General features: G+C 64.8%; 29 protein-coding genes. 6 read left to right on the top strand and 23 right to left on the bottom strand.

The annotated features are described in order from the left end of the window. Positions 1–42: 42 nt before the first annotated feature. On the bottom strand, positions 43–660 hold the full coding sequence (locus GR138_RS23040) for a hypothetical protein (RefSeq protein WP_160861604.1): 618 nt from the start codon (positions 658–660) through the stop codon (positions 43–45). Positions 661–743: 83 nt separating this feature from the next. Between GR138_RS23040 and GR138_RS23035 the strand changes: the two genes are divergently transcribed. Continuing rightward, a complete protein-coding gene (locus GR138_RS23035) occupies positions 744–1,421 on the top strand; it encodes a helix-turn-helix transcriptional regulator (protein WP_160861603.1) in 678 nt (225 codons plus the stop codon). 297 nt (positions 1,422–1,718) lie between these two features. Beyond that, on the top strand, positions 1,719–2,477 hold the full coding sequence (locus tag GR138_RS23030; RefSeq protein ID WP_160861602.1) for an SDR family oxidoreductase: 759 nt from the start codon (positions 1,719–1,721) through the stop codon (positions 2,475–2,477). A 16-nt stretch (positions 2,478–2,493) separates the two neighbouring features. On the opposite strand, the gene GR138_RS23025 is transcribed toward GR138_RS23030, so the two are convergent. Both GR138_RS23025 and GR138_RS23020 read right to left on the bottom strand, forming a co-directional pair. Further along, a complete protein-coding gene (locus GR138_RS23025; protein WP_160861601.1) occupies positions 2,494–3,744 on the bottom strand; it encodes a class I SAM-dependent RNA methyltransferase in 1,251 nt (416 codons plus the stop codon). Further along, complete coding sequence (locus tag GR138_RS23020) at positions 3,741–4,493, bottom strand: TlyA family RNA methyltransferase (protein WP_160861600.1); 753 nt, start codon at positions 4,491–4,493, stop codon at positions 3,741–3,743. Before GR138_RS23020 ends, GR138_RS23025 begins: the two co-directional genes overlap by 4 nt. A 244-nt stretch (positions 4,494–4,737) precedes the next feature. Between GR138_RS23020 and GR138_RS23015 the strand changes: the two genes are divergently transcribed. Further along, complete coding sequence (locus GR138_RS23015; protein WP_246200636.1) at positions 4,738–6,921, top strand: methyl-accepting chemotaxis protein; 2,184 nt, start codon at positions 4,738–4,740, stop codon at positions 6,919–6,921. A 60-nt stretch (positions 6,922–6,981) separates the two neighbouring features. On the opposite strand, the gene GR138_RS23010 is transcribed toward GR138_RS23015, so the two are convergent. The 8 genes from GR138_RS23010 to GR138_RS22975 all read right to left on the bottom strand — a co-directional run bounded on the left by GR138_RS23010 (position 6,982) and on the right by GR138_RS22975 (position 12,542). Continuing rightward, positions 6,982–7,254 carry a hypothetical protein gene (locus GR138_RS23010; protein ID WP_160861599.1) on the bottom strand — a complete coding sequence of 91 codons (273 nt, stop codon included), beginning with the start codon at positions 7,252–7,254 and terminating at the stop codon, positions 6,982–6,984. Between the two features lie 210 nt (positions 7,255–7,464). After that, a complete protein-coding gene (dxs, locus tag GR138_RS23005) occupies positions 7,465–9,384 on the bottom strand; it encodes a 1-deoxy-D-xylulose-5-phosphate synthase (protein WP_160861598.1) in 1,920 nt (639 codons plus the stop codon). 229 nt (positions 9,385–9,613) lie between these two features. After that, positions 9,614–10,018, bottom strand: a complete 405-nt coding sequence (locus GR138_RS23000) for a DUF1801 domain-containing protein (RefSeq protein WP_160861597.1) — start codon at positions 10,016–10,018, stop codon at positions 9,614–9,616. Positions 10,019–10,038: 20 nt separating this feature from the next. Further along, on the bottom strand, positions 10,039–10,461 hold the full coding sequence (locus GR138_RS22995; protein ID WP_160861596.1) for a DUF1801 domain-containing protein: 423 nt from the start codon (positions 10,459–10,461) through the stop codon (positions 10,039–10,041). 9 nt (positions 10,462–10,470) lie between these two features. Next, positions 10,471–10,677 carry a hypothetical protein gene (locus GR138_RS22990; RefSeq protein WP_160861595.1) on the bottom strand — a complete coding sequence of 69 codons (207 nt, stop codon included), beginning with the start codon at positions 10,675–10,677 and terminating at the stop codon, positions 10,471–10,473. Between the two features lie 12 nt (positions 10,678–10,689). Then, the gene (locus GR138_RS22985; protein WP_160861594.1) at positions 10,690–11,118 is read right to left on the bottom strand and encodes an SRPBCC family protein; all 429 of its coding nucleotides are present in this window, start codon (positions 11,116–11,118) and stop codon (positions 10,690–10,692) included. Further along, entirely contained in the window at positions 11,115–11,438 is a 324-nt protein-coding gene (locus tag GR138_RS22980) for a metalloregulator ArsR/SmtB family transcription factor (RefSeq protein ID WP_160861593.1), read from the bottom strand. Before GR138_RS22980 ends, GR138_RS22985 begins: the two co-directional genes overlap by 4 nt. Positions 11,439–11,618: 180 nt before the next feature. Next, positions 11,619–12,542: a pirin family protein gene (locus tag GR138_RS22975; protein ID WP_160861592.1), complete on the bottom strand. Its 924-nt coding sequence runs from the start codon at positions 12,540–12,542 to the stop codon at positions 11,619–11,621. 163 nt (positions 12,543–12,705) lie between these two features. On the opposite strand from GR138_RS22975, the gene GR138_RS22970 reads away from it, so the two are divergent. After that, a complete protein-coding gene (locus GR138_RS22970; RefSeq protein WP_160861591.1) occupies positions 12,706–13,092 on the top strand; it encodes an ester cyclase in 387 nt (128 codons plus the stop codon). A 3-nt stretch (positions 13,093–13,095) separates the two neighbouring features. Here the strand turns inward: GR138_RS22970 and GR138_RS22965 are convergent, their stop codons facing one another. The 3 genes from GR138_RS22965 to GR138_RS22955 all read right to left on the bottom strand — a co-directional run bounded on the left by GR138_RS22965 (position 13,096) and on the right by GR138_RS22955 (position 15,302). Next, a complete protein-coding gene (locus tag GR138_RS22965; protein WP_160861590.1) occupies positions 13,096–13,353 on the bottom strand; it encodes an exodeoxyribonuclease VII small subunit in 258 nt (85 codons plus the stop codon). A gap of 2 nt (positions 13,354–13,355) precedes the next feature. Then, positions 13,356–14,282 carry a histone deacetylase family protein gene (locus tag GR138_RS22960; protein WP_160861589.1) on the bottom strand — a complete coding sequence of 309 codons (927 nt, stop codon included), beginning with the start codon at positions 14,280–14,282 and terminating at the stop codon, positions 13,356–13,358. A gap of 69 nt (positions 14,283–14,351) precedes the next feature. After that, positions 14,352–15,302, bottom strand: a complete 951-nt coding sequence (locus GR138_RS22955) for a zinc-dependent alcohol dehydrogenase family protein (protein ID WP_160861588.1) — start codon at positions 15,300–15,302, stop codon at positions 14,352–14,354. Positions 15,303–15,323: 21 nt separating this feature from the next. Between GR138_RS22955 and GR138_RS22950 the strand changes: the two genes are divergently transcribed. Next, positions 15,324–15,725, top strand: coding sequence for an acyl-CoA thioesterase (locus GR138_RS22950; protein ID WP_338091144.1), 402 nt, complete (start codon positions 15,324–15,326; stop codon positions 15,723–15,725). On the opposite strand, the gene GR138_RS22945 is transcribed toward GR138_RS22950, so the two are convergent. The 6 genes from GR138_RS22945 to GR138_RS22920 are packed head-to-tail and all read right to left on the bottom strand — an operon-like array spanning position 15,711 to position 20,645. Further along, positions 15,711–16,106: a GFA family protein gene (locus GR138_RS22945; protein WP_160861587.1), complete on the bottom strand. Its 396-nt coding sequence runs from the start codon at positions 16,104–16,106 to the stop codon at positions 15,711–15,713. The two genes, GR138_RS22950 and GR138_RS22945, sit on opposite strands and share 15 nt — an antisense overlap. An 8-nt stretch (positions 16,107–16,114) precedes the next feature. Then, positions 16,115–17,296 carry a thiolase family protein gene (locus tag GR138_RS22940; protein WP_160861586.1) on the bottom strand — a complete coding sequence of 394 codons (1,182 nt, stop codon included), beginning with the start codon at positions 17,294–17,296 and terminating at the stop codon, positions 16,115–16,117. Beyond that, complete coding sequence (locus GR138_RS22935) at positions 17,274–18,761, bottom strand: class I adenylate-forming enzyme family protein (protein ID WP_160861585.1); 1,488 nt, start codon at positions 18,759–18,761, stop codon at positions 17,274–17,276. The genes GR138_RS22940 and GR138_RS22935 overlap by 23 nt, the downstream gene beginning before the upstream one ends. A 4-nt stretch (positions 18,762–18,765) precedes the next feature. Further along, a complete protein-coding gene (locus GR138_RS22930; RefSeq protein ID WP_160861584.1) occupies positions 18,766–19,329 on the bottom strand; it encodes a biotin transporter BioY in 564 nt (187 codons plus the stop codon). A 36-nt stretch (positions 19,330–19,365) separates the two neighbouring features. Beyond that, a complete protein-coding gene (locus tag GR138_RS22925; protein ID WP_160861583.1) occupies positions 19,366–19,971 on the bottom strand; it encodes an energy-coupling factor transporter transmembrane component T family protein in 606 nt (201 codons plus the stop codon). After that, positions 19,965–20,645 (bottom strand): energy-coupling factor ABC transporter ATP-binding protein, encoded by a 681-nt coding sequence (locus GR138_RS22920; RefSeq protein WP_160861582.1) that lies wholly within the window; start codon positions 20,643–20,645, stop codon positions 19,965–19,967. The genes GR138_RS22925 and GR138_RS22920 overlap by 7 nt, the downstream gene beginning before the upstream one ends. Positions 20,646–20,837: 192 nt before the next feature. Here GR138_RS22920 and GR138_RS22915 point away from each other — a divergent pair, with 192 nt between their 5' ends. Continuing rightward, positions 20,838–22,037 carry a winged helix-turn-helix domain-containing protein gene (locus GR138_RS22915; protein WP_160861581.1) on the top strand — a complete coding sequence of 400 codons (1,200 nt, stop codon included), beginning with the start codon at positions 20,838–20,840 and terminating at the stop codon, positions 22,035–22,037. A 25-nt stretch (positions 22,038–22,062) separates the two neighbouring features. Here GR138_RS22915 and GR138_RS22910 read toward each other — a convergent pair whose 3' ends face one another. The 3 genes from GR138_RS22910 to aroC form a co-directional block, all read right to left on the bottom strand. Beyond that, entirely contained in the window at positions 22,063–23,022 is a 960-nt protein-coding gene (locus GR138_RS22910; RefSeq protein WP_160861580.1) for a hypothetical protein, read from the bottom strand. Positions 23,023–23,118: 96 nt separating this feature from the next. Next, positions 23,119–24,219 carry a 3,4-dihydroxy-2-butanone-4-phosphate synthase gene (ribB, locus tag GR138_RS22905; RefSeq protein WP_160861579.1) on the bottom strand — a complete coding sequence of 367 codons (1,101 nt, stop codon included), beginning with the start codon at positions 24,217–24,219 and terminating at the stop codon, positions 23,119–23,121. Positions 24,220–24,241: 22 nt separating this feature from the next. Next, entirely contained in the window at positions 24,242–25,339 is a 1,098-nt protein-coding gene (gene aroC / locus GR138_RS22900) for a chorismate synthase (RefSeq protein ID WP_160861578.1), read from the bottom strand. Positions 25,340–25,341 lie beyond the last annotated feature (2 nt).

Genomic DNA, 25,341 nt, shown 5'->3' with positions numbered 1-25,341 from the left:
ACCCATTTTTTCGGATGCTGGCTGTTTTGCAGGAAAGCCTGCTTACGCGTTGCCCGCGGATGTTTCGAGTATTGTTCCGAACTCCATGCTGATCGGCTCAATCAGCGCGAGAAACGCTTCGCAATCGGCATTGCCATGCCAGCTACTGCAAATCTCTTCGGCATATTGCGGGTTTTCTGCCAGGGCGAGATCGACGAAAACACCGTCCTTCAGTTTGATCAGATGCTGCGCACACCAGCCTGCCTGACACCTGAGATGGCTGCTGACCATGGTGGTATAGGCCGCACGCATGTCCTCTTCCCGTACGCCCTCCTTGAGGCGAAACCGCCCGAGTTCGACACCGCTCGCGGAAATCGCGGCCGGCGGGACCGTCGCTCCGGCTATGTAGTGCCCCATTGTCTCTATGTTGCGGACAGTATGTCTGAAGGCTGCAAATTCCGGATCGTGTCCAACGCGCCGGGCGGCCGCCTGCGCATCCTCCAGGGTTGCCCACGCCACGAGATCAACCCGATCGACGTCAGTCTCAATGCCTGAGAATGGCGTCCAGGACAGGAAGCCCGGGAAGCTTTTCACGCGGTTCTGAGCCCTGGTTCTTTCCAGATCGGCTGTCGTTGTCCCAGCCACTTTGTAAACAATGATTTCAAAGCATGGTGTTGTCATATCCGTCTCCTTGCTGTTCGCGGGGTGGCAGATACACGCATCCCCCTGACAGATACGGTCAGGGGGATGCTATAGGTGCGGCTATGAAAACACTTCGCCTCTTCTCGCTGCTCGACCGCTTGCGCGTGGCGTCCGCGCCTGTCTCGGCGGCGGACTTGGCGCGCGAGCTGGAGGTTTCCCCGCGAACGATCTATCGGGACATGGCGACGCTTCAGGCAATGGGGGCGCCTGTCCGAGGAGAATCTGGCCTCGGCTACCAGCTGGAAAAAGGATACTTTCTGCCGCCCTTGCATCTCGATCCGGACGAGATGGATGCCATCATGCTCGGTGTCCGTCTTGTCATGGCCAAAGGAGACGCCACTTTGGCGTCGGCAGCCGCCCGGGTTTCCGGCAAGCTCGCTGCCACGATGGGGAAAGGTGTAGAAAGCCTCTACAGCAATCTGCCATTGAGAGCGGTGTCCCGAAAAACGGCGGAATCCGACAAGGCAAACAAGCAACTGTCGTTCCTGCGTCTTTGCATTCGGGAGAGGGCGGTGGTCACGCTGTCCTACAGTGATCTGAACGACAAGCAGAGCAGACGGACGATACGCCCGTTAGGCCTGACCCTGTTCGATGCTGTCTGGTTGTTGACCGCCTGGTGCGAGGAACGAGAGGATTTTCGCAACTTCCGGCTCGATCGAATAGCCGAGCTCGAGCCGGCCGGGCTGACTTTTAGACATGAAAATGGCAAGCGTTTTCAAAACTACCTCAAATCCTTGTAGTCTTGCGCCTATCTCTCCAGCAACGCCGTCCGCGAGCAGTCGACGGGGCTGCAGGAGATCTACTGCCGTCAACACGATGGACCAGGGCACGCAGCAGAACGCCGCCATGGTGGAGGAGCAGACCGCCGCCAGCCACCGCCCCGCGGCCTGAGCGGCCAGATTGAAAACAGAAGGCCCGGGTCGTTCCCGGGCCTTTTTCTTTTTGGTTCTGCAATGATGCCAAAGGGTTGCTACGCATCAGCGGAATGCCCATCTACACGGGGTTCATCGTGTGTCGATATTTTGGGGGCATGAAAAATGGCGGATTTGCAGGGACGGACGGTCGTCATCACCGGTGCGGGCAGAGGGCTTGGGGCGGCGCTTGCCGTGTCTCTGGCAGAGGCCGGGGCCAATCTCGTGCTGTGCGGACGCAACCAGGCGGCACTCGAAACAGTGGCGGATGGTATTGCGGCGACGACCGGCCTTCGCCCGGTCTGCATCAGCGTCGATCTCGCCGATAACGACGGCGTGCGCCAGGCCGTCGAGGCGATCGCCCGGTCGCACGAGCATATCGATCTGCTGGTGAACAACGGCGCGATGTGGCTAGAAGCGCGCGACGAGCCGCACACGGCCGAAGAGGTCCTCGGCGTGATCAACTCCGCCATCACCGGCACGTTTCTGTTCACGCAAGGTCTTCTGCCGCTTCTCCGACGCTCCGCCACCCCGGATATAGTGACCATCGGCTCGGTCAGCGGTCTGCCGAATGGGCTGCTCGACGGCGTTTCCGTTCCCTTCTACGCCGCCAAGCGGGGCCAGACGGCGGTTGCGGAAGGTCTGCGGCAAATGCTGGCGGGAACGCCGGTCCGCTCGATCATCCTGCATCCGCCCGATCTCGACGACATCCAGCCGGCCGACCCGGCATGGGCCGAGGCGCCCGCGCGGGCGAAGAGCGCGCGCGCCACCAACCGGGATGTGGTGGAAGCGGTCCTCTTCGCCGTCACGCGCCCGCGCAACATCTCGCTCTCCATCGTGCTGGATGCGGATGACGGCGGGGTGTTTCCCGCGCAGCTACCCTGATGCGGCTTGCGGTGACCTACCTGTCGAGCACCGCCACCGCCTCGACATGCGCCGACCAGAGGAACTGGTCGACCGGCGTCACGAGGCGGATGCGGTAGCCGGCGGCGGTCAGGATCGACAGGTCGCGGGCAAGGCTGATGGGATTGCAGGAGACGGCAACGATCGTCTTCACGCCGGAGCGGGCCAGTTCCTTGCACTGGTCTTCCGCCCCCGCGCGCGGCGGATCGAAGACGACGGCGTCATAGACCTTCAGTTCTGAGGCCATCAGCGGCCGGCGGAAGAGGTCGCGCCTTTCCACCGTCACGGGCTTCAGGCCCTGTGTGTTGCGCGCGGCGTGATCGAGCGCCTTCAACGCCTTTTCGTCACCTTCCACCGCATGCACTTTCGCCTGCCGGGCGATACGCAGGGCAAACGTGCCGGAGCCGGCAAAAAGGTCGGCAACGCGCTTGGCCTTGCCGAGGGCCGTCAGCACCAGTTCGGCCATGGCATCCTCGGCGGGCTTGGTTGCCTGCGTGAAGCCGCCGGCGGGCGGTGAGACGCGCACCCCGCCGAAATCGATCACCGGCTTCTGCGGCTCGATGAGGATTTCGCCGTCACTGGAAACGCGGGCGATGCCGCGGAGCGAAAGCACGCATTCGGTAACAGCGCGGCGCTCCTTGTCCCCCACCTTCTTCACGCCCTCGAAGGCGAGGTCGAGGCCGGGAAGGGTTTCGAGCACGGTTACGCGGAACGGTTCGGCCGAGGTCGCGATCGCGCCGGCCACCCGGCGGATTGCCGCAAGCTGAGAGATGATGCCCTCGCTCGAGATCGGACAGTGATCGATGGAGACGATATGGTGGCTGCCGGCCTGGTTGAAGCCGAGCAGCACGCCCTTTTCCGTCCTGCGCGCGGTGAAGACGACGCGGCGGCGTTCACCGGGACGGGCGATGACCAGCGGCGCAACTTCCGGCGTCAGGCCCTTCGTTTTGAGGGCCTGCGCGACGAGGTTGCGCTTGAAATGATGATAGAGCGCATCGCCGGCATGCTGCAAGGTGCAGCCGCCGCAGGTGCCGTTCTTGCCCTCAGGACCGAAATGCACGCAGGGCGGCGCCACCCGCTCGGGCGAGGCGACCGTCATCGACATGACAGTGCCGTGGTTCTTCACGCGTGCAACGGCGACCGTCTCGCCGGGCAGGGTGAAGGGCACGTAGACCGGACCGTCCGCCGTCTCGGCAATACCATCGCCGCCGCTGCCGAGACGGGCGATCGTGAGCGTCTCCGTCGTCATGGCTTGCGGCCTCCGAGCAGGTACTCGACATTGCCGTCGCCACCGGTGATGGGCGAGGGGATAAGGCCGAGGCTCTGCCAGCCCATGTCTTCGGTGAGCCAGCGTTCCAGCTCGGCTGCAACGGCAGGCGCGCTGTCGGGATCTTTGAGAAGCCCCGCCTTGCTGATCGCCTCGCGGCCGGCTTCGAACTGCGGCTTGACGAGCAGCACGCAGAAGGCGCCCGGCTCGGCGAAGCCGAGGGCCGGCGGCAGCGCCAGCTTCAGCGAGATGAAGGAGACGTCGGAGACGACCGCGCCGATCGCGCGGTCTTCGAGATGCTCCTCGTCGAGCACGCGCGCATTCAGGCCTTCGTAGTTGGTGATGCGCTCATCCGCCCGCAGCCGCGGGTGAAGCTGGTCGTGGCCGACATCGACCGCGATGACATGGGCAGCGCCCCGCTCCAGCAGGATATCCGTGAAGCCGCCCGTCGAGGCGCCGATGTCGAGACAGTCGAGGCCGGCGGGATCGAGGCCGAATGCGTCGAGCGCGGCCTTCAATTTCAGCGCCGCACGCGAGACATAGGCCTGGGCGGGGTCGTCGATCTCGATGGCGGCGGAGGCGGGAAAGGTCGAGCTCGGCTTGGTGACGACGCGCCCGTTGACGCGCACGGTGCCGCGCGAGATGGCGTCACGCGCCCGCGAACGGCTGGCAACGAGGCCGGCATTCAGCAGGAGCTGGTCGAGGCGGATGGTTTCTACAGGTTGGGACATTGCCTCTCATGACGCCTTGCGCCGCAGGTGGCAAGCCCCGTCCGGCGCATTCCGCCCCACATGAATCGCCGGGACGGTCGGAAAGACAAGAAGCGGCACCGCTACATTCACATTTCCTTAAATTATGACAGTCAGGATTCATTAAGCCTATGCTGGCATGAGGCCGGCGTCTGCCCCACGCGAAGGGGGCTTCTCGAACATTTTTGTGGATTGGACCCGTGGCAAGCGGGCACAAGGAGCACGCATGACCCTACGTCTGTCCCACCGGATCGGCCTGATGGCGCCGATAGCCGTCGCGGGCATTCTTCTTATCGTCGGCATCTTTTCCGTCGAGCAACGCATCGCCGACGACTATCGCGCAAGGGTCGAGCGCCATCGCAGTGCCGAGACGGAACTGCGCGCGCTGGAAATCGAGTTCCTGCAGAACCGGCGGGCCGAGAAGGATTTTCTGCTGCGCCGCGATGAAAAATATGTCGCCGCCCACAAGGAGATTTCCGCACGCGCGGAAAAGACGCTCGCCACGCTCGGCGGTCTTGTCGACAACCCGGCGACGCGCGCCGACCTCCAGAAAATCTCCGATGGCTACACCACCTACCAGCAGAGCTTTGCAACGCTGGCCGACGCCAGCATCGCGCTCGGTCTCGATCCGTCCTCGGGCCGCGAAGGCGCCATGCGCGCGGCGGTGCACTCCATCGAGGAACTGCTGAAGTCCGTCGATGACAAGGGCCTTCAGGCGAGCATGCTGACGATGCGCCGCCACGAGAAGGATTTTATCATGCGGCGCGATGCGAAATATGTTGCGAAACATACCGAGGAGCGGGCGTCTTTTGCCAAGACGCCGGCCGAAAAATTTGGCGGCGCGGCAAACCAGGCAGCGATCCTCATGGCGCTTGACGACTACGGCAAGGCGTTTGACGACTACGCCGCCATTGCCGGCACGGAAGCCGCCGCCAGCAAGGGCGTTTCCGATGCCTTCGCCGCGGTCGAGCCGGTGTTCGACCAGATGTCCTCCGGCATCGCGAGCGACAAGGCGAAGGCCGAAGCGGACAGCGTCGCCGCCCTTGCCAAGACCCGGACCATCGCAATCGCCGCAATCCTCGCTGCGATCGCCACCATTGCCGCGACCGTGCTTCTCATCGGCCGGTCGGTGTCCCGGCCGGTCGTTGCCACCACGAAGGCGATGACGCTGCTTGCCGGCGGCGATACCGCCTCGGCCATCCCCTATGCCGGCCGCCGCGACGAGATCGGCGAGATGGCCGGTGCCGTGGAAGTGTTCCGGCAGGCGGCCATCGCCAATCGCCGGCTCGAAGCGGAAGCCGCGGAAAACCGCAGCCGCGCGGAGGCGGAAGGTATTCGCCTGCAGGAGGATGCGGAAGCCGCCGCCCAGGCGCGGCTCCAGCAGGCGACCTCCGGCCTTGCCGGAGGCCTGCGCCGTCTGGCGGCCGGCGATCTCAGCTTCCAGCTCACTGAGGCCTTCGCCCCGGATTTCGAGCAGTTGCGCCATGACCTCAACACGGCGGTCGCTCAGCTTGGCGAGACGCTCGGCGCGGTGGCGACCTCGAGCGGCTCGATCGACGACGGTTCGCGCGAGATCAGCGTGAGCGCGGACGACCTTTCCAAGCGCACCGAGCAGCAGGCCGCCTCGCTGGAAGAGACCGCCGCAGCGCTCGACGAGATCACCGCCAATGTAGCCAACTCGACGAAGCGGGCAGACGAGGCGCGCGCCGTCGCTGGCGAAGCCAACCGCAGCGCCCAGAAATCCGGCGAAATCGTCGCCGGCGCCATCGAGGCGATGAAGCGCATCGAGCACTCGTCCGGCCAGATTTCCAACATCATCGGCGTCATCGACGAGATTGCCTTCCAGACGAACCTGCTCGCGCTCAATGCCGGTGTCGAGGCCGCACGGGCGGGCGAGGCGGGCAAGGGCTTTGCCGTGGTGGCGCAGGAGGTGCGCGAACTGGCGCAGCGCTCGGCCCAGGCGGCGCGCGAGATCAAGGAGCTGATCCGCAAGTCGAGCACCGAGGTCGAGGGCGGCGTGCGGCTGGTGCAGGATACCGGCGTCTCGCTTCAGGCGATCAGCGTGCATGTCGGCACGATCAACCAGCATATGGATGCCATCGCCATTTCCGCTCGCGAACAGTCGGTCGGCCTCAGCGAGGTGAACACCGCCGTCAACCAGATGGACCAGGTGACGCAGCGCAACGCCGCGATGGTCGAAGAAACCAATGCCGCCAGCGCGTCTCTCGCCAATGAAGCGGTGCGGCTGCGCGAGCAGATTTCCCGCTTCGCGCTGCCCAATGTCTCCGGCGTTACCCGGGACCTGCGCGCCGTCCATCGCCAGATGGAGACGGCGGCGAGACCCACGCCACGACGGTCGCTGGCCAGCCATGGAAACGCCGCTGTCGCGCAGGAATGGACGGAATTCTGAAGCGACAGAACCAAAAACGCCCCGGCTCATCACCGGGGCGTTTTGTTTGGGACGTTGCGCCTAGAGCCAGATGATGCGGCCTGCGAGACCATCCAGCGCATCGAGGCCGGCGAGGGCGGAAATGCCCTGCGGCTGCGTGTGAGGCCTTGCCTCGCGCACGAAACGCGGATTGTCGCCGATATCATGCGTCTTGCGAATGTCCGGCAGCTTCTTCTGCAGAATGGCGATCGCCGCCGCCTCGATGGCGGGGTCGTGCATAGGCCGCTCTTCGGCAGCGGCGATGGAGGCATGGCAAAGCGTGGCGGCAACAGCCGCAAGCAGTGCATATCGCATGGTGTGGAAATCCCTGTCCGGTCGTTTTTATCGTTGGACGGGACACTAGCAGCCGGAGGTTTCCGGACGCCCAAGGGACGTGGTTACGCGGTTGCAAAACGGGATGGTTGAGAAAGCGTGACGGGGTGTCACCGTCGCTTACAGCAGACTGGAAGGGCATCCCGCGTCAGAAGAGAAGCGGAAAGCCCTGGGTCTTCGAGGGGTGGTCGATCAGCCCGCCGCGCCGATACCCACAGCCTTCTGGCCGAGCGCCTGGAAGACGGTGGAGACGATGCCGGCGCGGTCGAGGCCGGCCTTGGCGTACATGGCGTCGGGCTTGGCCTGTTCCATCCAGATATCCGGCAGCACCAGCGGGCGCACCTTCAGGCCGTGGTCGAGCAAGCCTTCCATGGCGAGGAACTGCAGCACATGGCTGCCGAAGCCGCCGACGGCGCCTTCCTCGATGGTGATCAGCACCTCGTGGTGGCGGGCGAGCTGGCGAACAAGATCGTGGTCGAGCGGTTTTGCGAAACGCGCATCGGCGACCGTCGTAGAAAGGCCGGCAGCATCGAGGTCTTCAGCCGCCAGCAGACAGTCGGCCAGGCGCGTGCCGAAGGAGAGGAGGGCGACCTTGCTGCCCTGCTTGATCAGACGGCCCTTGCCGATTTCGAGGATTTCACCACGCGCCGGCATTTCCACGCCGACACCTTCGCCGCGCGGATAGCGGAAGGAGATCGGGCCGTCGTCATAGGCAGCGGCCGTGCGCACCATGTGCTTCAACTCCGCCTCGTCGGCAGCCGCCATCACCACGAAGCCGGGCAGCGTCGCGAGATAGGTCGTATCGAAGGAGCCGGCATGGGTCGGGCCGTCCGCGCCGACGAAGCCGGCGCGGTCGATCGGGAAACGCACCGGCAGGCCCTGGATGGCGACATCATGCACGACCTGGTCGTAGCCGCGTTGCAGGAAGGTGGAATAGAGCGCGCAGAACGGCTTGTAGCCCTCGGCGGCGAGGCCGGCGGCGAAGGTCACGGCATGCTGCTCGGCAATGCCGACATCGAAGGTGCGCGACGGATAGGCGGCGGCAAGCTTGTCGAGGCCGGTGCCGTTCGGCATGGCGGCGGTGACGGCGACGATCTTCTCGTCGAAACCGGCTTCCTGTACCAGCGCTTCGGCGAAGACGGAGGTGTAGGCCGGTGCATTCGGCTTGGCCTTGGCCTGCGCGCCGGTGATGACGTCGAAGGTGTTGACGCCGTGATACTTGTCGGCGGCGGCTTCGGCCGGCGGATAACCCTTGCCCTTCTGGGTAACGACGTGGATCAGCACCGGACCCTTGGAATTGTCACGCACATTGCGCAGCACCGGCAGCAGATGCTCGAAGGAGTGACCGTCGATCGGGCCGATATGGTAGAAACCCATTTCCTCGAACAGCGTGCCGCCCGTCACATAACCGCGCGCATGCTCGACGGCACGGGTGATGGCGCGGTCGACCTTCTTTCCGAGATAGGCCGTCAGTTTCTTGCCGAAATCGCGGAAGCCCATATAGGTGCGGCCGGAGGCGAGGCGGGCGAGATAGGCGCTCATCGCGCCCGTCGGCGGGGCGATCGACATGTCGTTGTCGTTGAGGATGACGATGAGGCGCGCATCGAGCGCACCGGCATTGTTCAGCGCTTCATAGGCCATGCCAGCCGACATGGCGCCGTCGCCGATCACCGCGATGACGTTGCGATGGTCGCCGGAAAGATCGGCCGCCACCGCCATGCCGAGGCCGGCGGAAATCGACGTCGAGGAATGGGCGGCGCCGAACGGGTCGTATTCGCTTTCCGCGCGACGGGTGAAGCCGGACAGGCCGTCTTCCTGGCGCAGTGTGCGGATGCGGTCGCGCCGGCCGGTGAGGATCTTGTGCGGATAGCACTGATGGCCGACGTCGAAGATCAGCCGGTCCTTCGGCGTGTCGAAAACCTTGTGGATGGCGATGGTCAGTTCCACCACGCCGAGGCCCGCGCCAAGGTGCCCGCCGGTGCGCGACACGGCATCGATCATTTCCGCACGCAGCTCGCTGGCGAGTTGCGGCAGGTCACGGTCATCGACGGCCTTCAGGTCCGCGGGAATGCGAACCTTGTCGAGCAGCGGGGTGGCTGGCGTTTGTGTCACTCTCATGCCTCGTTGTCACGCCCGCTGGCGATGGCTCCCTTGCGGAGGCACGGCCCGGGCATGCGGTCTATATAGTGCGCTAGCCTGTCACATGCAGAATGCGGCGCGCAATTTCAACCGTTTCAGCAAGTCTAGAGCGTATTTCGCCGGATTGATACTATGCAAACCGACGCAGGGCCGCCTTCTGTCCGGCAATTCGGGCATTTTGCAGACAGCGGTGGAGGGCGCGCTATCTCTTCTTCTTGGCGCGGGCCGCACTGTTGAGCGAGACGGCCGCGCGGATCAGCGCTTTAAAGGCCTCTTCATTGATCGCTTCGCCCGCATGGAGATCGATGGCGCGGCGTGTATTGCCCTCAAGGCTGGAATTGAACAGGCCGGCCGGATCGTCGAGCGACGCACCCTTGGCGAAGGTCAACTTCACCACGGCCTTGTAGGTCTCGCCGGTGCAGATGATTCCGTCGTGCTCCCAGACCGGAACGCCGCGCCATTTCCACTCCTCGACGACCTCGGGGTCTGCCTCCTTCACCAGCGCGCGCAGCCGGGCGAGCGTCTCGCCGCGCCAGTCGGCGAGGTCTTCGATCCTCTTGTCGATCTGCCTGGAAGGGGATTCCGTTTCGCTGCTGGCCTGGTCCATGGTTGTATCCTCTCGTTTTCCTACAGCCGCTCGCCGGGAAGCTCACTCGCCTGTTTGATCCAGCTGGCAAGCTGCGCTTCGTCGAGATCGTCATCTTCATGAATGTGAAAGTACCGCGTTTCCGGCGTCTTGGAGGCGACCGGCGGCACCGGATCGAGCGAGGTGCCGCGAAAGAACGTCAGCTTGATGTATTTCGCAAAGCAGTGATAGCTGAGGAACCAGCCTTCGCCCTCGATGCCGTAGAACGGCGAGTTCCATTTCACCGCCTTGTAGACATTCGGCGCTGTTTTCTTGACCAACGCATCGAGCCTGCGGCCGACATCACTCTTCCAGCCGGGCATGGCGGCTATATAGGCCTGGATCGGGCCATCGCCGTAACCCTTGGCAATCTGCGGATTGCCGCCCGACAGAAGCACGGGCTTTTCCGGTGTCTTGTCTGCCATAGGGTCCTCCTAGCCCCTCTGTGCCCGGGTCAGATAGGGCAGGGCGAACAGGTAGAGCCCGCTGAGCAACAGCAGGATGAGGGGGAAGAGCGCGAGCAGGCCGACCCAGATGGCCGGCTCCGTCTGCGTCATTGCCGCGATGTTGATGATCACGGCGAGCGTGAAGATGATCGACAGCCAGCGGTGAATCTGGCGGATCCGCATGTTCCAGCGCATTGCCGTTCCTCCTTATTCCAGTCCCGCCAGAACCCGTTCGAGGTTCGTGAAATGCGCCTGCCAGCCGTGGCGGGCGCCACCGAAGGCCTGCTTCTGTTCTGGCCGGAAGCCTGTCTGCTCCATGCGCAAAAGCGTGCCGCTGGCCGTTGGCGTGAGTGTGAAGGATACCACGCTGCGCAGATCAAAGGCAGGATCCTCGTGTGCGTGGTTCCAGGTATAGGTCAGCGTTTTGCCGGGCTCGATGGTCAAGACCTCGCAATCGACACCACCCCAGTCGCCGCTGAGCCGGAAGGTCTTGCCAATGACGGGCTGGAAATCGTCGTTGCGCATCAGCCATTCCGTAATCAGGTGCGGCTGCGTCAGCGCGCGCCAGAGCTTTTCCGGCGGGTGGGCGATATCGCGCTCGACGACGACGGAACGCGTTTCTGATGCAACGGTCATTGGTCCATTCTCCTCAGCAAATTTTCAAGATCATCGAACCGCGATTCCCAGAACCGCGCCATCTGGCTGGTCCAGTCGACCAGCGGGGCAAGGGCGCCGAGCTGGGCGCTGTAATGCGTCTGGCGACCCTCGTGACGGTCGCGCACGAGGCCGGCCTGCTTGAGCAGACTGAGGTGCTTGGAGACGACCGGCTGTGAAACGCCGGCCTGGGCCGTCAGTGCGCCGACGGTCTTTTCGCCCTCGCGGCAAAGCCGCTCGAACAGCGCCCGGCGTGTCGGGTCCGCCAGCGTGCGGAACAGGGTATCTTGCGGTTCGGTCACTAATCCATACCTCAATGGCTATGGATTTTCTTATAGCCGTATGGCTATGGATTGGTCAAGCCCTCTTGCTTCCTCTTTCTCGTCCACAGCTATGATAGAGCGGATGGGCATAACAGGATAGCGGGTGCGGGCGGGAGAGATGCAGGTCGCATCTCAATTAAATAGCCAATCGCCTATGTATTATCCCGCTGGCAGCGGCACGAACTCTTCCTCGTCGCCGGGCACGATATCGAAACGGCCGGTGCGCCATTCCTCCTTGGTCTGCTCGATGCGCTCCTTGGAGGAGGAGACGAAGTTCCACCAGATGTAGCGCTTCGAGCCGAGCGCCGCGCCACCGAACAGCATGATGTGACAGCCCTGTGGCCCTGCCTTCAAGGTGATCGCATCGCCGGGGCGGAAGACGAGCAGGCGATCCGCTTCGAACACATCGCCGGCCACGTCGAGCGTGCCGGAAAGCACATAGACCGCGCGCTCCTCCCAATCTGCTGCAAGCGGCGCGGCAGCACCCGGCGCCAGCATCAGGTCGGTGTAGAGCGTATCGGTCGGCACGCTGACGGGCGAGGCGTGGCCTTCGTATTTGCCGATGATGGTGCGTCCGGTGATGCCGTCGGCGGAGAAAGACGGAAGCTCGGCCTTCGTCGTGTGGGCAAAGACCGGCGCCATCTCCTCATGGCTGTCTGGCAGCGCAAGCCATGTCTGGAGGCCGGAGATGGATTGTGGATGGCCACGCAGGTTTTCCGGCGAGCGCTCCGAATGCACGATGCCGCGCCCGGCCGTCATCAGGTTCAGGTCGCCGGGGGCGATCACCATTTCGGTGCCGAGACTGTCGCGATGCTTGATCTCGCCGTCGAAGAGATAGGTGACGGTGGAAAGTCCGATATGCGGATGCGGCTTGACGTCGATCGCCTCGCCCGCGCGCAACAGCGCCGGACCCATGCGGTCGAAGAAGATGAACGGGCCGACCAGCCGTCGCTTTGCCGTCGGCAGCGCACGCCGCACCTCCAGTCCGCCGATATCGCTGGTGCGCGGAATGATCAGCAGCTCCAGCGCGTCGCATGCCGGTGCATCGCCAGCCTCGGGGTCCTTGCCGGGAAAGAAGCTCATTGCGCCCTCCTGTCGTTGGTTGGTGCCCGCATGCTAACGGGCGCGGAGGGGGAGGGATAGGGTGGCCCCTGTTGACGCTGTGGTAAGTCTTTCATGCCTCTGGCCTTTATGGCGGGCCGCGCCATATTGGAGGCATCCACTGCCGGAAGCAGGAAGAAAACGCATGACCAGGGACGAAATTGCAGCCCTCTATCGCGGCTATATCGGCTGCCTCAACAAGCAGGACTGGCCGAACCTCGGCAGCTTCGTCCACGAGGACGTGCATTACAATGGCGCGCGCATCGGCCTGTCAGGCTACCGCACCATGCTGGAAGGCGATTTTCGCGCCATTCCCGACCTGCGCTTCACCATTGATTTCCTGGTCGCCGACCCGCCGCACATCGCCAGCCGGCTGCTGTTCGACTGCACGCCCGTCGGCGACCTGTTCGGCCTCCCGGTCAGCGGCCGGAAGGTCTCGTTCACGGAAAACGTCTTCTACGAGTTCGAGGATGCACGCATCCGCACTGTCTGGTCTATCATCGACAAGGCCGCGATCGCCGCACAGCTCTGAGGCTCACGCCCCGTCGAGCGGCTCCGTACCCTGCGGCTTGCCGGCGCGGTCGAGGCGGATCTTTTCGATGCGGTTTTCGGCGGCCGACAGCAGCGTTTCACAATGTTTCTTCAGCGCTTCGCCACGCTCGTAGATCTCGATCGAGCGGTCGAGCGGCACGTCGCCGCGCTCAAGGGCGGCGACGATCTTTTCCAGTTCCTCGACGGCCTGTTCGAAGGTGAGGGCGGAAACATCCGGGGCGGCAGGGGCGGGGTTGCTCATGGTCAGCCTCTCATCAGGCGGTAGATATGGGTGGCGGCGGATTCGGCAAGGCCGGTCAGGTCGTAGCCGCCTTCCAGCAGGCTGACCACCCGGTTGCTCGCCGATTTTTCGGAAAGTTCCATCAGCTTTGCCGTCGCCCAGTCGAAATCGTCGGCGACGAGGTTGATCTGCGCCAGCGGATCGCGGTGATGCGCGTCGAAGCCGGCGGAGATGATGATGATGTCGGGTTTGAAGTCCGCGACGCGCGGCAGCACGCGCGACTTGAAGGCCTCGCGGAAATGATCGCTGCCGTCGTTCATCGACAGCGGCGCGTTGACGATGTTGCCGGCCCCCGTCTCGTCCTTCGCGCCGCTGCCGGGATAGAGCGGCATCTGGTGCGTCGAGCAGAACAGCACGGATCGGTCGTCGTAGAAAATGTCCTGCGTGCCGTTGCCGTGGTGCACATCCCAGTCGACGATGGCGACGCGCTCGGCGCCGTGCTTCTTCTGCGCATGGCGGGCGGCGATGGCGGCATTGTTGAAGAAGCAGAAGCCCATCGCCTTGTTGCGCTCGGCATGGTGGCCGGGCGGGCGGGCGGCGACGAAGGCATTGTCCGCCTTGCCGGAAAACACCGCGTCCACGGCGGCAATCGCGCCGCCAATGCCGGTCAGCGCGGCCTGCAAGCTGGCGGGGCTGGCATAGGTATCCGCCTCGACCTGGTTGGTGTCCTCTTCGGGGATCGCCGACATCACCGCCCTGAGATGGCTTTCCGGATGGGCGAGCAGCACGAAGTCCTCGTTCGCCTGCGGGGCCTTTTCGTGCACGAGGGGCGAAAAGCGCTCGTGTTCCAGGGCGAGATTGATCGCCCGGATGCGGTCCGACCGCTCCGGGTGGCCCTCAGGCGTGTGATGCTCGAGGAAGATCGGGTTCTCGAAGAGAAACGTCGTCATGGCCGGAAGCTATCCATTGCGGTTGGCGAGGTCCACGGGAAATGGGCCAGTGTCCACCCTTTTCAACCGTCACGGCGCAAGGATGAGTTTTCCGTCGCGTGCCGGATCATCGTGCCGGGCAAGGGCCGCGGCAAGGTCTGACAGGGCGAAAACACTGTCGACGGCGGAGCCGAGGATACCGGCGCGGATGCCGGCAAAGCTGCGCGCGAAGGCGTCCTCGATCTCGGCGCGCGGGGCCGAATGCACCCAGTTGCGCAGCCAGAGGAAGGAGAACGCGACGTCCTCGCGGCGTTCGGCGACCAGCATCGGATCCAGTTGCAGGCCGGAGAGCGCGCCATACTGGATGAAAGCGCCGCCGGCGTGGATGTGCCGGAACAGCGCATTGCCGGGCTCGCCGCCAACCGCATCGAGAACCGCGTCGAGCGGTGGTGTGGATTGCGCGATGATCTCGCCGGAAAAGCTCTGCTTCAGCCGCGCCGCGGTCGCGGCGCTGCGCACGAGGGCGACCGGCTGGAACCCGGCCTCCGCCAGCAGCACCAGCAGCATCTTGCCGATGGCGGAGGCTGCGGCGGTGACGCCGATGGGCTGGCCGCGCGCGCTGCCGAAATGCGCCTGCGCGGCATCGACCAGCCGGAAGGCCGTCAGCGGGTTGACATAGGCCATGGCCGCCTGATCGTCGGAAAGATCGTCGGGCACCGCAAAACACCGCTCGGCCGGGCGGACCAGATAGTCCTGCCACAGCCCGCTCGCGCCGATCGGCAGAACGCGCCGACCGAGGGCGAGGCTGTCGACACCCTCGCCAAGTCGCGCGATTTCGCCCACACCTTCGAAGCCGGGCACGAAGGGCAGGGTGGTGCGGCTGCGATAGGCGCCGGTGACGGGAATGAGGTCGGACGGGTTGATGGCCGCGCGGCGGATGCGGATCTCCACCTCGCCGGGGCCGGGCGCAGCCCGCTCCAGCTCTTCGAGGCCGATCACTTGCCGGGGATCGCCGAACGCTCTAACAACGGCACGAAGCATGGTTTTATCCCGGGAGTCGACGTGGAACAGGCGGCAGACATCACGGTGAGCGACGTCCGCATACCCTTCCGCGATATAGACATGCACGGCCATATGCACAATGCCGCTTACTATGCCCATGCCGAAGCCGCCGTCGCCGGCTTGTGGCGGCACCGGCCCGAAGGGGCGAATGATCCGGTCTATTTCGTGCGCAAATCCGGCTGCACCTTCCATCGCGGGCTCAGGCTCGATGACATCGCCCGCCTGAAGGTCTCGGTGGCGCGCATTGGCGCAACCTCGCTCAGCTTCACCGTCGCCATGTCCTGCGAGGACGCTCCGGTCGCCGATCTGGAGATCGTCTGGGTTGCCGTAGATCCGGCGACCCGCCAGCCCGTCAGCGTGCCGCAACCGGTGCGCGACTGGCTGAAATCATTCCTCGCCTGACGCCGTCTCGACCTGCAGCCAGCCGGGCCGGCAATCCTCGAACGAATGGTATTGCGGTGCCAGCGCCGGATCGGCCGGATCGTCGAAGCCGCCGATGAGCAGCGCCACGACCGGTTCGTCGTCGATCGCGCCGATGGAGCTGCCGCAGGCCGGGCAGAAGGCGCGGCTGGAATAGTCCGAGGACCGCCAAGTCGAGGGTTTTGCACCTGGTCCCGTCCATTTCAGGCGGTCGGTGGGAAACTCCACCCAGGCGGCGGTTGGCGCGCCGGTATGCTGCTGGCAGAAGCGGCAGGAGCAGGTATGCGGCTTTTCCGCCGGCCCCGTCGCCTCGAAGCGAATGGCGCCGCACAGGCAGCCGCCGGAATAAATCGTGTCGCTCAAATCGTTCCTCACACTTTCCGAAACAAGGTCGCAATACCCATGCCGCCGCCGATACCCATCATGGCAAGTGCCATGGTCTCGGCCTCGGCTTGCCGCATCTGCGCAAAAAGCCGCGTGACGAGAATGGCGCCGGACGCGCCATAGGGATGGCCGAGCGCCAGCGCCCCGCCGTCGCGATTGACCGTTGCGGGATCGATGCCGAGCGCATCGAGGCTTGCCAGCACCTGCGAGGCGAAGGCCTCGTTGAACTCGATGAACGGGATCGCCGCGGCGTCGAGTCCCGGATTGCGGGCAATGAGCTTGTGCATCGCCGGCACCGGCCCAAGGCCGAGCAGGTTGGGATCGACACCGGCGGCCGCGCTGTCGACGATCTCCAGCAGCACCGTCAGGCCAAGGCTTCGTGCCTCGGCAAGCGAGGTGACCAGCACGACCGAGGCGCCGTCATTTACCGGGCAGGCATTGCCCGCCGTCACGGTGCCGTCCGGCCGAAAGACGGGTTTGAGCGCGGCAAGTTTCTCCAGCGAGGTGTTTTCCCGCGGGCATTCGTCGTGGGAGACCGTGCGGGCGGGCGTTTCGAGCGGCACGATCTCGTCGTCGAACTGAACGGCTTTTGCGGCCGCGACGGCGCGGCGATGGCTTTCGAGCGCAAAGGCATCCTGCCGCGCGCGGCTGATGCCGGCGTGTGCAGCGACGTTTTCGGCGGCGATGCCCATGTCCGGATCGCCAACGGAATCCGGCGCCATGCGGGCGCGGCGCACCGGCTCCGGCTCGCCACCGGGCGCGGCGGGCGGGCGAAAGCGCAGATGCGCTCGGCTGCTGCTCTCCGTGCCGCCGGCAAGATAGAAGCGGCCGGCACCGGCCTGCACGAAGCGAGCGGCCAGCGCAATCGCTTCCAGCCCCGAGCCGCATTGTCGGTCCACCGTCATGCCGGGCACGCTGACCGGCAGGCCCGCTTCCAAGGCGGCGAGACGGGCAAGGTTGCCCGCACTGTTGGCGGCATTGCCGAGGATCACGTCGTCCACCGCGTCTGGCGCAAGCCCTGTCTCGGCAAGGATGCGGCGGATCAGCGGCGCGGCGAGGCTGGCCGGCTCGATTGCGGCAAGCGTGCCGTTGACGCGGCCGATCGGCGTGCGAAAGGCCGCGGCGATGACCGGAATGCGCGCCGGATCAGAGGAACCGTTCGAGTGCATTGTTTCCCTCCGCCACCCATTGCCGCACCGTCTTCGCCTCGACCTTGCCGGAGGGCGTCACCGGCATGGCGCGGCAAAGCCACAGGCGGCGCGGCTGTTTGTAGCGTGGCAGCACCTCGGTCATCGCAGCCGTCAATATGTCGGGCGTCAGCGCCGATCTGCTCGGTTCGATGACGGCGACGAGTTCGCTGCCGAGATCGGCATGGTCGACGCCGAAGACATGGGCGGCGCGCACATGCGGCAGGCCAAGCAGTGCCGCTTCCACTTCGGACGGATAGATGTTGTTGCCGCCGGATAGCACCATGCCGCCGGAGCGGCCGAGGAGGTGCAGCGTGCCGTCCGCCTCGAGGAAGCCGAGGTCTCCCACGGTGGTGAGGTTGCCGACACGGGCAAGCCCTGCACCGTCGCCAGCACCGAGATAGCCGGTGGCGACGAGCGGGCTTTCGACGAAGATGGTGCCTGTTTCGCCTGCGGGCAGCGCCTTGCCGGCCCCATCCAGAATGGAGAGCCGAACGCCGGGAAAAGCCGTGCCGACGGCGGTGGAGGAGGCGGGATCGCCCGGCGCGGTGGCGGTCATGAAGCCGATCTCCGAGGCGCCGTAATATTCGCGAAGTGCTGCGCCCGGAAACGTTCTGCGGCACAGTGCGTGGTCGGCGGCGGTGAGTTTGGCGCCGGCAATGGTGATCGCCGTCACTCCTTCCGCGCCACCGCCCTCGCAAAGCCGGCGCAGCATCGTCGGCACGAGCACAAGGCGGCGGACGTCGTTGCTCCGGATCGTGTTCGCCGCCTCGGCGGCGTCGAAATGCCGGGCTGTGTAAAAAATCCCGCCGGCAAGCAGCGTCTCCGTCATTGCATAGAGCGCAAGACCGTGGGCGAGGGGACCGGGAGAATAGGTGCTGGTCGTCGCGTCGATGCCGAAGAAGGGGGCGCCTGTTTCAAGGCTGATGCGCCAGGAGCGGCGATCGCGGATGATCGGTTTCGGGTCGGCGGTGGTGCCGGAGGTGAAGACGATCAGGAACGGATCGTCGCCGTTGCCCTCGGGGAGCGGCGGGTCGCCGAGGGCGGCCTCTTCGCTGATCGTCGTGCTGTTGCCGTCGTGCGGGCTGCGGGCGAGGAGGTTGGCGCCGTCTGCGGTGACGACGAGATCAGGCCCGAGCTTTTCGATCATGCGGCGCCGAACCGGTTCCGGCAGGTGCGGATCGATCAGCGCCGCACAGTTGTTGCCGGCCGTCGCCGCGGCGAAGGCGGCGGCAAAGAGCGCGTGGTTGCCGGTGATGATGGCGATGAGCCGGTTTTTCGGCCCGATCGCGCTGTGGCCTTCAGGGGCGAGGCGCGAGAAGGCCGCAAACAGCCGCCGCGCCGTCGCGGCCAGCGCGCCGTAGCAGAGAACCCGGTCCTCCAGATGGAAGGCCGGGTTTTCAGGATGGTTGGCGGCGTGCTGTTCGAGGGCGCCGGAAAGCGGCATGGGCTCAGGCGCGCTGCGGCAGGAGCGGGTAACCCGCAAGCACCGCGCGGCCGGCCAGCATGGCGACAAATGCCTTGATGAGGTCGCCGGGAACGAAGACGAGCGATGCCAGCGCCGTTTCGAAGAACGCCTTGCCGCTCATGTAGACGAGCCACGGAATGCCGAAGAGATAGACAACGGCAATGCCGCCGACGATGGATGCGGCCAGGAAGGCGAGAAACTGCGTCAGTTCGCCCTTGTCTTCCCGGGCGAAACGCTCGGCGATCAAGCCGCAGACGAAGGCGCCGAACACCCAGCCGACGAGGTAGCCGCCGGTCGGGCTGGCGAAAATGGCAAGGCCGCCACGACCGCCGGACAGCACCGGCAGGCCGATCGCAACGAGCAGCAGGACGAGCAGCACGGCGCCAGCACCACGTTTGGCGCCGAGAATGCAGCCGGCCAGCATGACGCCGAGCGACTGGGCGGTGATCGGCACGGGTATGAAACCGAGCGTGATCGGCGGCAGCAGGCCCAGCACCACGATGATCGCGGCGAAGAGGGCGACGAGGACGATGTCTCTGGTGGTCATGTCGAGGTTCCCGGATGGACAAAATTGGGTTGGTGTTTAGTGCCGCCGAAAACCGCGGGCGTCAATCGCCATGGCGATCGTATCCGCATCCTTCAGCGTCAGAATGATGAGCGGCGTCAGCGTGGAAAGCGGCCGCACCGGCAGGCCGCGCGCCCGGTGGGCGTCGGCGATGTCCTGGTAGCGGGCAAAAATCTCCGGAACGAAACGGATGACGAGGCCGACGGCAAGGCTGACATCCGCCGCCCGCACGAAGCCGAATCGCTCCAGCGGCGTGAGGAGCCGGGTGATTTCGTCCATGAAGGTGGAAATGCCTGTCGTCGCCGTGACGGCGGCGGCCAGCAGCACCAGCGTGGACAGGCGGCTGAAGACGGCAAGGGCCTCGTGCAGCGAATGAAAGACATAGTTTGCCGCCGCGACCAGCAGCACGGTGAAGAGCACGAAGCGCGTGCGCCGCGCCGCTTCCCTGAGGCCGATGCCAGTCGACAGATAAATCGTTGCGGCCAGAACGAGCGCCGGCACGAGAAAACGCAGGTCCGAGGTCAGGAAAAGCACGATGGCCGCGACGAAAAGCACGATCAACTTGCCGCGCACGGGCATGCGATGCAAAGGCGAGGTACCCTCGATGTCGAGCCCGTTCAGCATGCGGCGATCTCCCGGTAGGTGCGGATCGCCTCGGCCGGCGCGCTGTCTGCGGTAAGCCGCCCGTCATGGAAGACCAGCACGCGGTCGAAGCCTTCGATCAGCGCTAGGTCGTGGGTGATCACCAGCACCTGCTCCGGCAGTCCGGCGATGGTGCGCGCGATAAGTGTGCGGTTTTTCAGGTCGAGCTGGTTGGTCGGCTCGTCGAGGATCAGAAGCTCCGGGCCGGTGACGAGCACGCTTGCAATGGCGCCAAGCTGCGTTTCTCCGCCGGAAAGCTCATGGACACGCCGGCGCGCCAGGTGCGAAATGCCGAAACGCGCAAGCACCGCCTCGGTCTTCTCCGCGATCTCGACCTTGCCGAAGCCGCGATTCTTGAGGCCGAAGGCGATGTCTTCCGAAAGGATCGGCAGGATCATCTGGTGTTGCGGGTTCTGGAAGATGAAGCCGGTTTTTCCGCGCGCGGCAACCTCGTCGGCCACCGTATCGAGCCCGCCGACCGTCACCGTGCCGGTGGTCGGCTTGACGAGGCCGTTGATCAGCCGCGCCATGGTCGTCTTGCCGGAACCGTTGAGGCCGACGACACCGATGCGCTGTTCGGTCAGCCGTAAATCCAGCGGCTGGAGCGCGGTGCGTCCCGCATAGTTCACCGTGGCGGCGGAGAAAACGATATCCAAGAGCGGGGTCCCGTTCGCAGATGGGTGGTGGACCTATAAGCAATTCCACGGGAAGTGCGAAGCGCTTTTGTGTCGACGCCTGTAATAATGTTGAACAATCTGCGGAAAACGTTGAAGGAGCCGGATGTCGCTTGGTTTTTTCCAACAGAAAGTGGGTGGAACAAAACAGGAATATGTGTCTATCATCCGGTTATGACGATTCTGCTTTCCAATGCCGAGGCCCGGCGCATCTTCCTCGCCCGCCAGGGGCTTAGCACGCCACCCGGTCGCCTGCTCGGCAAGGCGGGGCTGTTGCAGCTCATCCACGATATCGGCTTCGTGCAGGTGGACAGCATCGCCACCGTCGAGCGGGCACATCACCAGATCCTCTTCTCGCGCAACCAGACCTACCGGCGCGAGCACCTGACGGAATTGCTGGAGACGGACGGTGATCTGTTCGAGCACTGGACGCATGATGCCTCCATCATCCCGAGCGAATTCTTCCGCTACTGGAAGCACCGCTTCCGCCGCAAGGAGGCATCCATCCTCGAGCGCTGGAGCAAGTGGCAGGGCGAGGGTTTTGACGCCACATTCGAGGAAACCTATGAGCGCATCGCCGCAGGCGGCCCCGTCCTGTCGCGCGATCTGAAGACCGACGAGCACAAGTCCGGCGGCTGGTGGAACTGGCATCCGAACAAGACGGCGCTCGAATTTCTCTGGCACACCGGCAAGCTGGCGATCGCCCGGCGGGAAAACTTCCAGAAGGTCTATGACCTCACCGAGCGCGTCGTGCCGGCGCATCACCACGAGCCGGATGTCGAACATGACGCCTTCGTCGACTGGGCCTGCCGCAGCGCGCTGACGAGGCTCGGCTTTGCCACCCATGGCGAGCTTGCTGCCTTCTGGGCGCTGATCTCGCCGGAGGAGGCGAAAGCCTGGGTGGAAACGCACCGCGACGAACTGCGCCCCGTTGCCATCGAGACGGCAGACGGCGACAAGCCGCGTGCCTCCCATGCCTTCGCCGACTTCCCGCAAAACCTCGGCGATATCCCCGAACCGCCAGCCCGGCTGCGTGTGCTCTCGCCCTTCGATCCGCTGATCCGTGACCGCAACCGCACGGAACGGCTGTTCGGTTACTTCTATCGCATCGAAGTCTTCGTGCCGGAGCCGAAGCGCCAATACGGCTACTACGTCTTCCCGTTACTCGAAGGCGACCGCCTCGTCGGCCGCATCGACATGAAGGCCGACCGCAAGTCCGGCACGCTCGACGTCAAGCGGCTGTGGTGGGAACCGAAGGTCCGCGCCTCGGCGGGGCGGCTGGAGAAGCTGGAGGCCGAGCTTGCCCGTCTGGCGAAGTTTTCGGGCCTGGAGGAGGTACGGTATCTCGATGGGTGGCGGGGCGAGGGCGGTTAGCTCTGCCCCTCATCTCCAACAGGTTTCAAGCCGTCGCCGGTCGTCCGCCGAAGGCACCCCTCGCGCTTTCCGTGAGTGCCCGGAATTTCTCCGATGCGCCCATCAGCTTCGCGTCCCAATCCGGGTCCGGCACCTGGCCGCGGATCGTGTCGAAATAGACGGCCATCAGCGCGGTGATTGCGAAGGGCTCCAGCACGGCCGCCTTGAAGGCCCAGGCGAAGACGATCGCGATGATGAAGCTGTAGCCGGCGATTTCGCCGGGGAAGAGATAGAGGATCGCCGCCGCCGGGGCGAGGGCTAGCAGGAAGACACCGATCGAGAGGACCCACAGGAAGATGGAGAGCCAGACGGCGTTCTTCACCATCTTCAGCCCGTTCTGCGCGTAGAGCACGAGGCCGCGGCGCGAACTTTCCCAGGCATTGTCGCTTTTGGTGCGGATGTTGTAGCCGAGGATGATTTCGTCGACATAGGTCAGCGAGAGGCGGATGACCGTATTGGCAAAGCGCGCGATGCCGTCGAGGCCCGGGATTGGCAGGAAGGCGGCAACACCGCCGATCAGCCCGGTGATGGCGGCGATGACGCCCTTGATGAGCTGGTCGAGCGCGAAGAGCACGTTCGCCTCGCCGAAGCGGGCGGTGACGATCTCGCGGCCATAGGCGACCTGACCCTTGCCCTCCGGTAGGGCCTCGCCGTCGATCAGCCTGACGATGACGGCGATATGCGCGGCCTTCACCATGTAGAGCAGCCATTCCCGCGCCCAGTAGACGGCCGTTCCGACCAGCCCCATGCCGAAGAAACCGCCCCAGACGGCGAAGGATTCCGGGCTGTCGCTGACCGAGCCGACACCATAGCCGATGCCGGCGCCGACGCCTGTTGCCAGGATGAAGGCAAGCGTGATGGCGAAGTAGATCACCATCCGGGTCAGGATGAAGGGCATGGTCTTCAGCAGAATGCCGATAGTCTTGCCGATGCTGAAATCCCACATGCCCTTGTCGCCCCCAAAGAAAATCCCGCGGCCCCCAATCGTCGCGTGAACTGCAAACGTTTTGGGGGCGCGGGATATTCGGGCGCTAGCGGGCGATCAGCAGAGGTCGGTCGCGCTGATCTGGATGCCGAATCCTTCGAGACCGACATAGTGGCGCTCACGCGAGGCCAGCAGGCGGATCGAGGTGATGCCGAGATCCTTCAGGATCTGCGCGCCGAGGCCGATTTCCAGCCATTCGCTTTCGCGTGCCTGCGCCTCGTCGTGGCCTTCGCCGTCATGTTTGCTCCGGCGGGCGGTCTGCGAGGCGCCGACACCGACCGAACCCTCGCGCAGGTAGACGATGACGCCGCGGCCTTCGCCGGCGATGCGCTTCATGATGCTGTCGATCTGGCGGTCCGCGCCAAAAACGTCGCCGCCGACATTTTCGAGATGCAGGCGTACCGGAATGTCCACGCCATCACGGATATCGCCGAAGACGACGGCAAGGTGGTGCATCGGGTCCCAGGGCAGGGTGTAGGTCATCGCCTTGGCCCGGCCATAGGGCGTGTCGATGGTGAAGCTGTCGACCTGCTCGATCAGCGTTTCCTTGCGCTGGCGGTAGGCGATGAGATCGGCGACCGAGACCTGCTTGAGGCCGTGCGTCTCGGCAAAGCTTGCCACCTGCGGACCGCGCATGACTGTGCCGTCGTCGTTGACGAGTTCGCTGATCACGCCGATCGGCGGCAGGCTGGCGAGCTTGCAGAGATCGACGGCGGCTTCCGTATGGCCGGAGCGCATCAGCACGCCGCCTTCGCGGGCGACGAGCGGGAAGATGTGGCCGGGGCGCACAAAATCGGTCGGGCCGACATTCGGATTGGCGAGGTTGCGCACCGTCAGCGTGCGGTCGTCGGCGGAAATGCCGGTCGTCGTGCCGTGCTTGAAATCGACGGAGACGGTGAAGGCGGTGGTGTGCGCCGAATCGTTCTCCGCCACCATGGCGTTGAGGTTGAGGCGCTTGGCCTCCTCGCGCGGCATCGGCGTGCAGACGATGCCGGAAGTGTGGCGCACGATGAAGGCCATCTTTTCCGGCGTGCAGTGCACGGCCGCGACGATCAGGTCGCCCTCGTTCTCGCGGCCGTCGTCGTCCATGACGACGACGATCTCGCCGGCCTCGAAGGCGCGGATGGCATCGACGACACGCTTCTGGTCATAGCTCATGGCAGGCTCCTGTTTCAGCCAGTTATTTCAGGCGGCCGGTCTGGCCGCGATCGCGCAGGTAGTGATCGGCGACGGCGCAGGCAACCATCGCCTCGCCGATCGGCACAGCGCGGATGCCGACGCAGGGATCGTGCCGGCCCTTGGTGCGCAGGTCGACATTGTTGCCGTCGGCATCGATCGAGCGGCGCTCGGTGAGAATCGAGGAGGTCGGCTTGATGGCAAAACGCGCGATGACCGGCTGGCCGGTGGAAATGCCGCCCAGAATGCCGCCGGCATGGTTGGACAGGAAGATCGGGTTGCCGTCATTGCCCATGCGCATTTCATCGGCATTGTCCTCGCCGGTCAGCTCCGCGGAGGCAAAACCCTCGCCGATCTCGACGCCCTTCACGGCGTTGATCGACATGAGAAGCGAGGCGATGTCCTGGTCGAGTTTGCCGTAGATCGGCGCACCGATACCGGCCGGAACGCCTTCGGCAACGACTTCCACGACGGCGCCGATCGACGAGCCGGCCTTGCGGATGCTGTCGAGATACTGTTCCCAGACGGGAACGATCGCCGGATCAGGTGCGAAGAACGGGTTGTTGTTGACCTCGTTCCAGTCCCAGTTGTTGCGGTCGATCTTGTGCTTGCCGATCTGCACGAGGGCTGCGCGGACGTTGAGGCCCGGCACCACCTTGCGGGCAAGCCCGCCGGCCGCGACGCGTGCCGCCGTTTCGCGGGCGGAGGAGCGGCCACCGCCGCGATAGTCACGAATGCCGTATTTGAGGTCATAGGTGTAGTCGGCATGGCCGGGACGGTACTGCCGTGCGATCTCGCCGTAATCCTTCGAGCGCTGGTCGGTGTTCTCGATCATCATCGATACCGGCGTGCCGGTGGTGATCATCGTCTCGCCGTCCGCGTCCATCATCACGCCGGAGAGCACCTTGACGAGGTCGTCCTCGCGGCGCTGCGTTACGAAGCGCGACTGGCCGGGCTTGCGCTTGTCGAGCCAGGCCTGGATTTCGGCCAGCGTGAAGCGGATGCCGGGCGGGCAGCCGTCCACCACGCAGCCGAGCGCGATGCCGTGGCTTTCGCCCCAGGTGGTGACGCGGAAAAGATGACCGAAAGTGTTGTGCGACATGA

Origin of the sequence: Shinella kummerowiae, assembly GCF_009827055.1 — a bacterium.
GTDB lineage: Bacteria > Pseudomonadota > Alphaproteobacteria > Rhizobiales > Rhizobiaceae > Shinella > Shinella kummerowiae.
The sequence above is the reverse complement of the archived record's forward strand: the minus strand, read 5'-3'. Positions and strand labels throughout refer to the sequence as shown.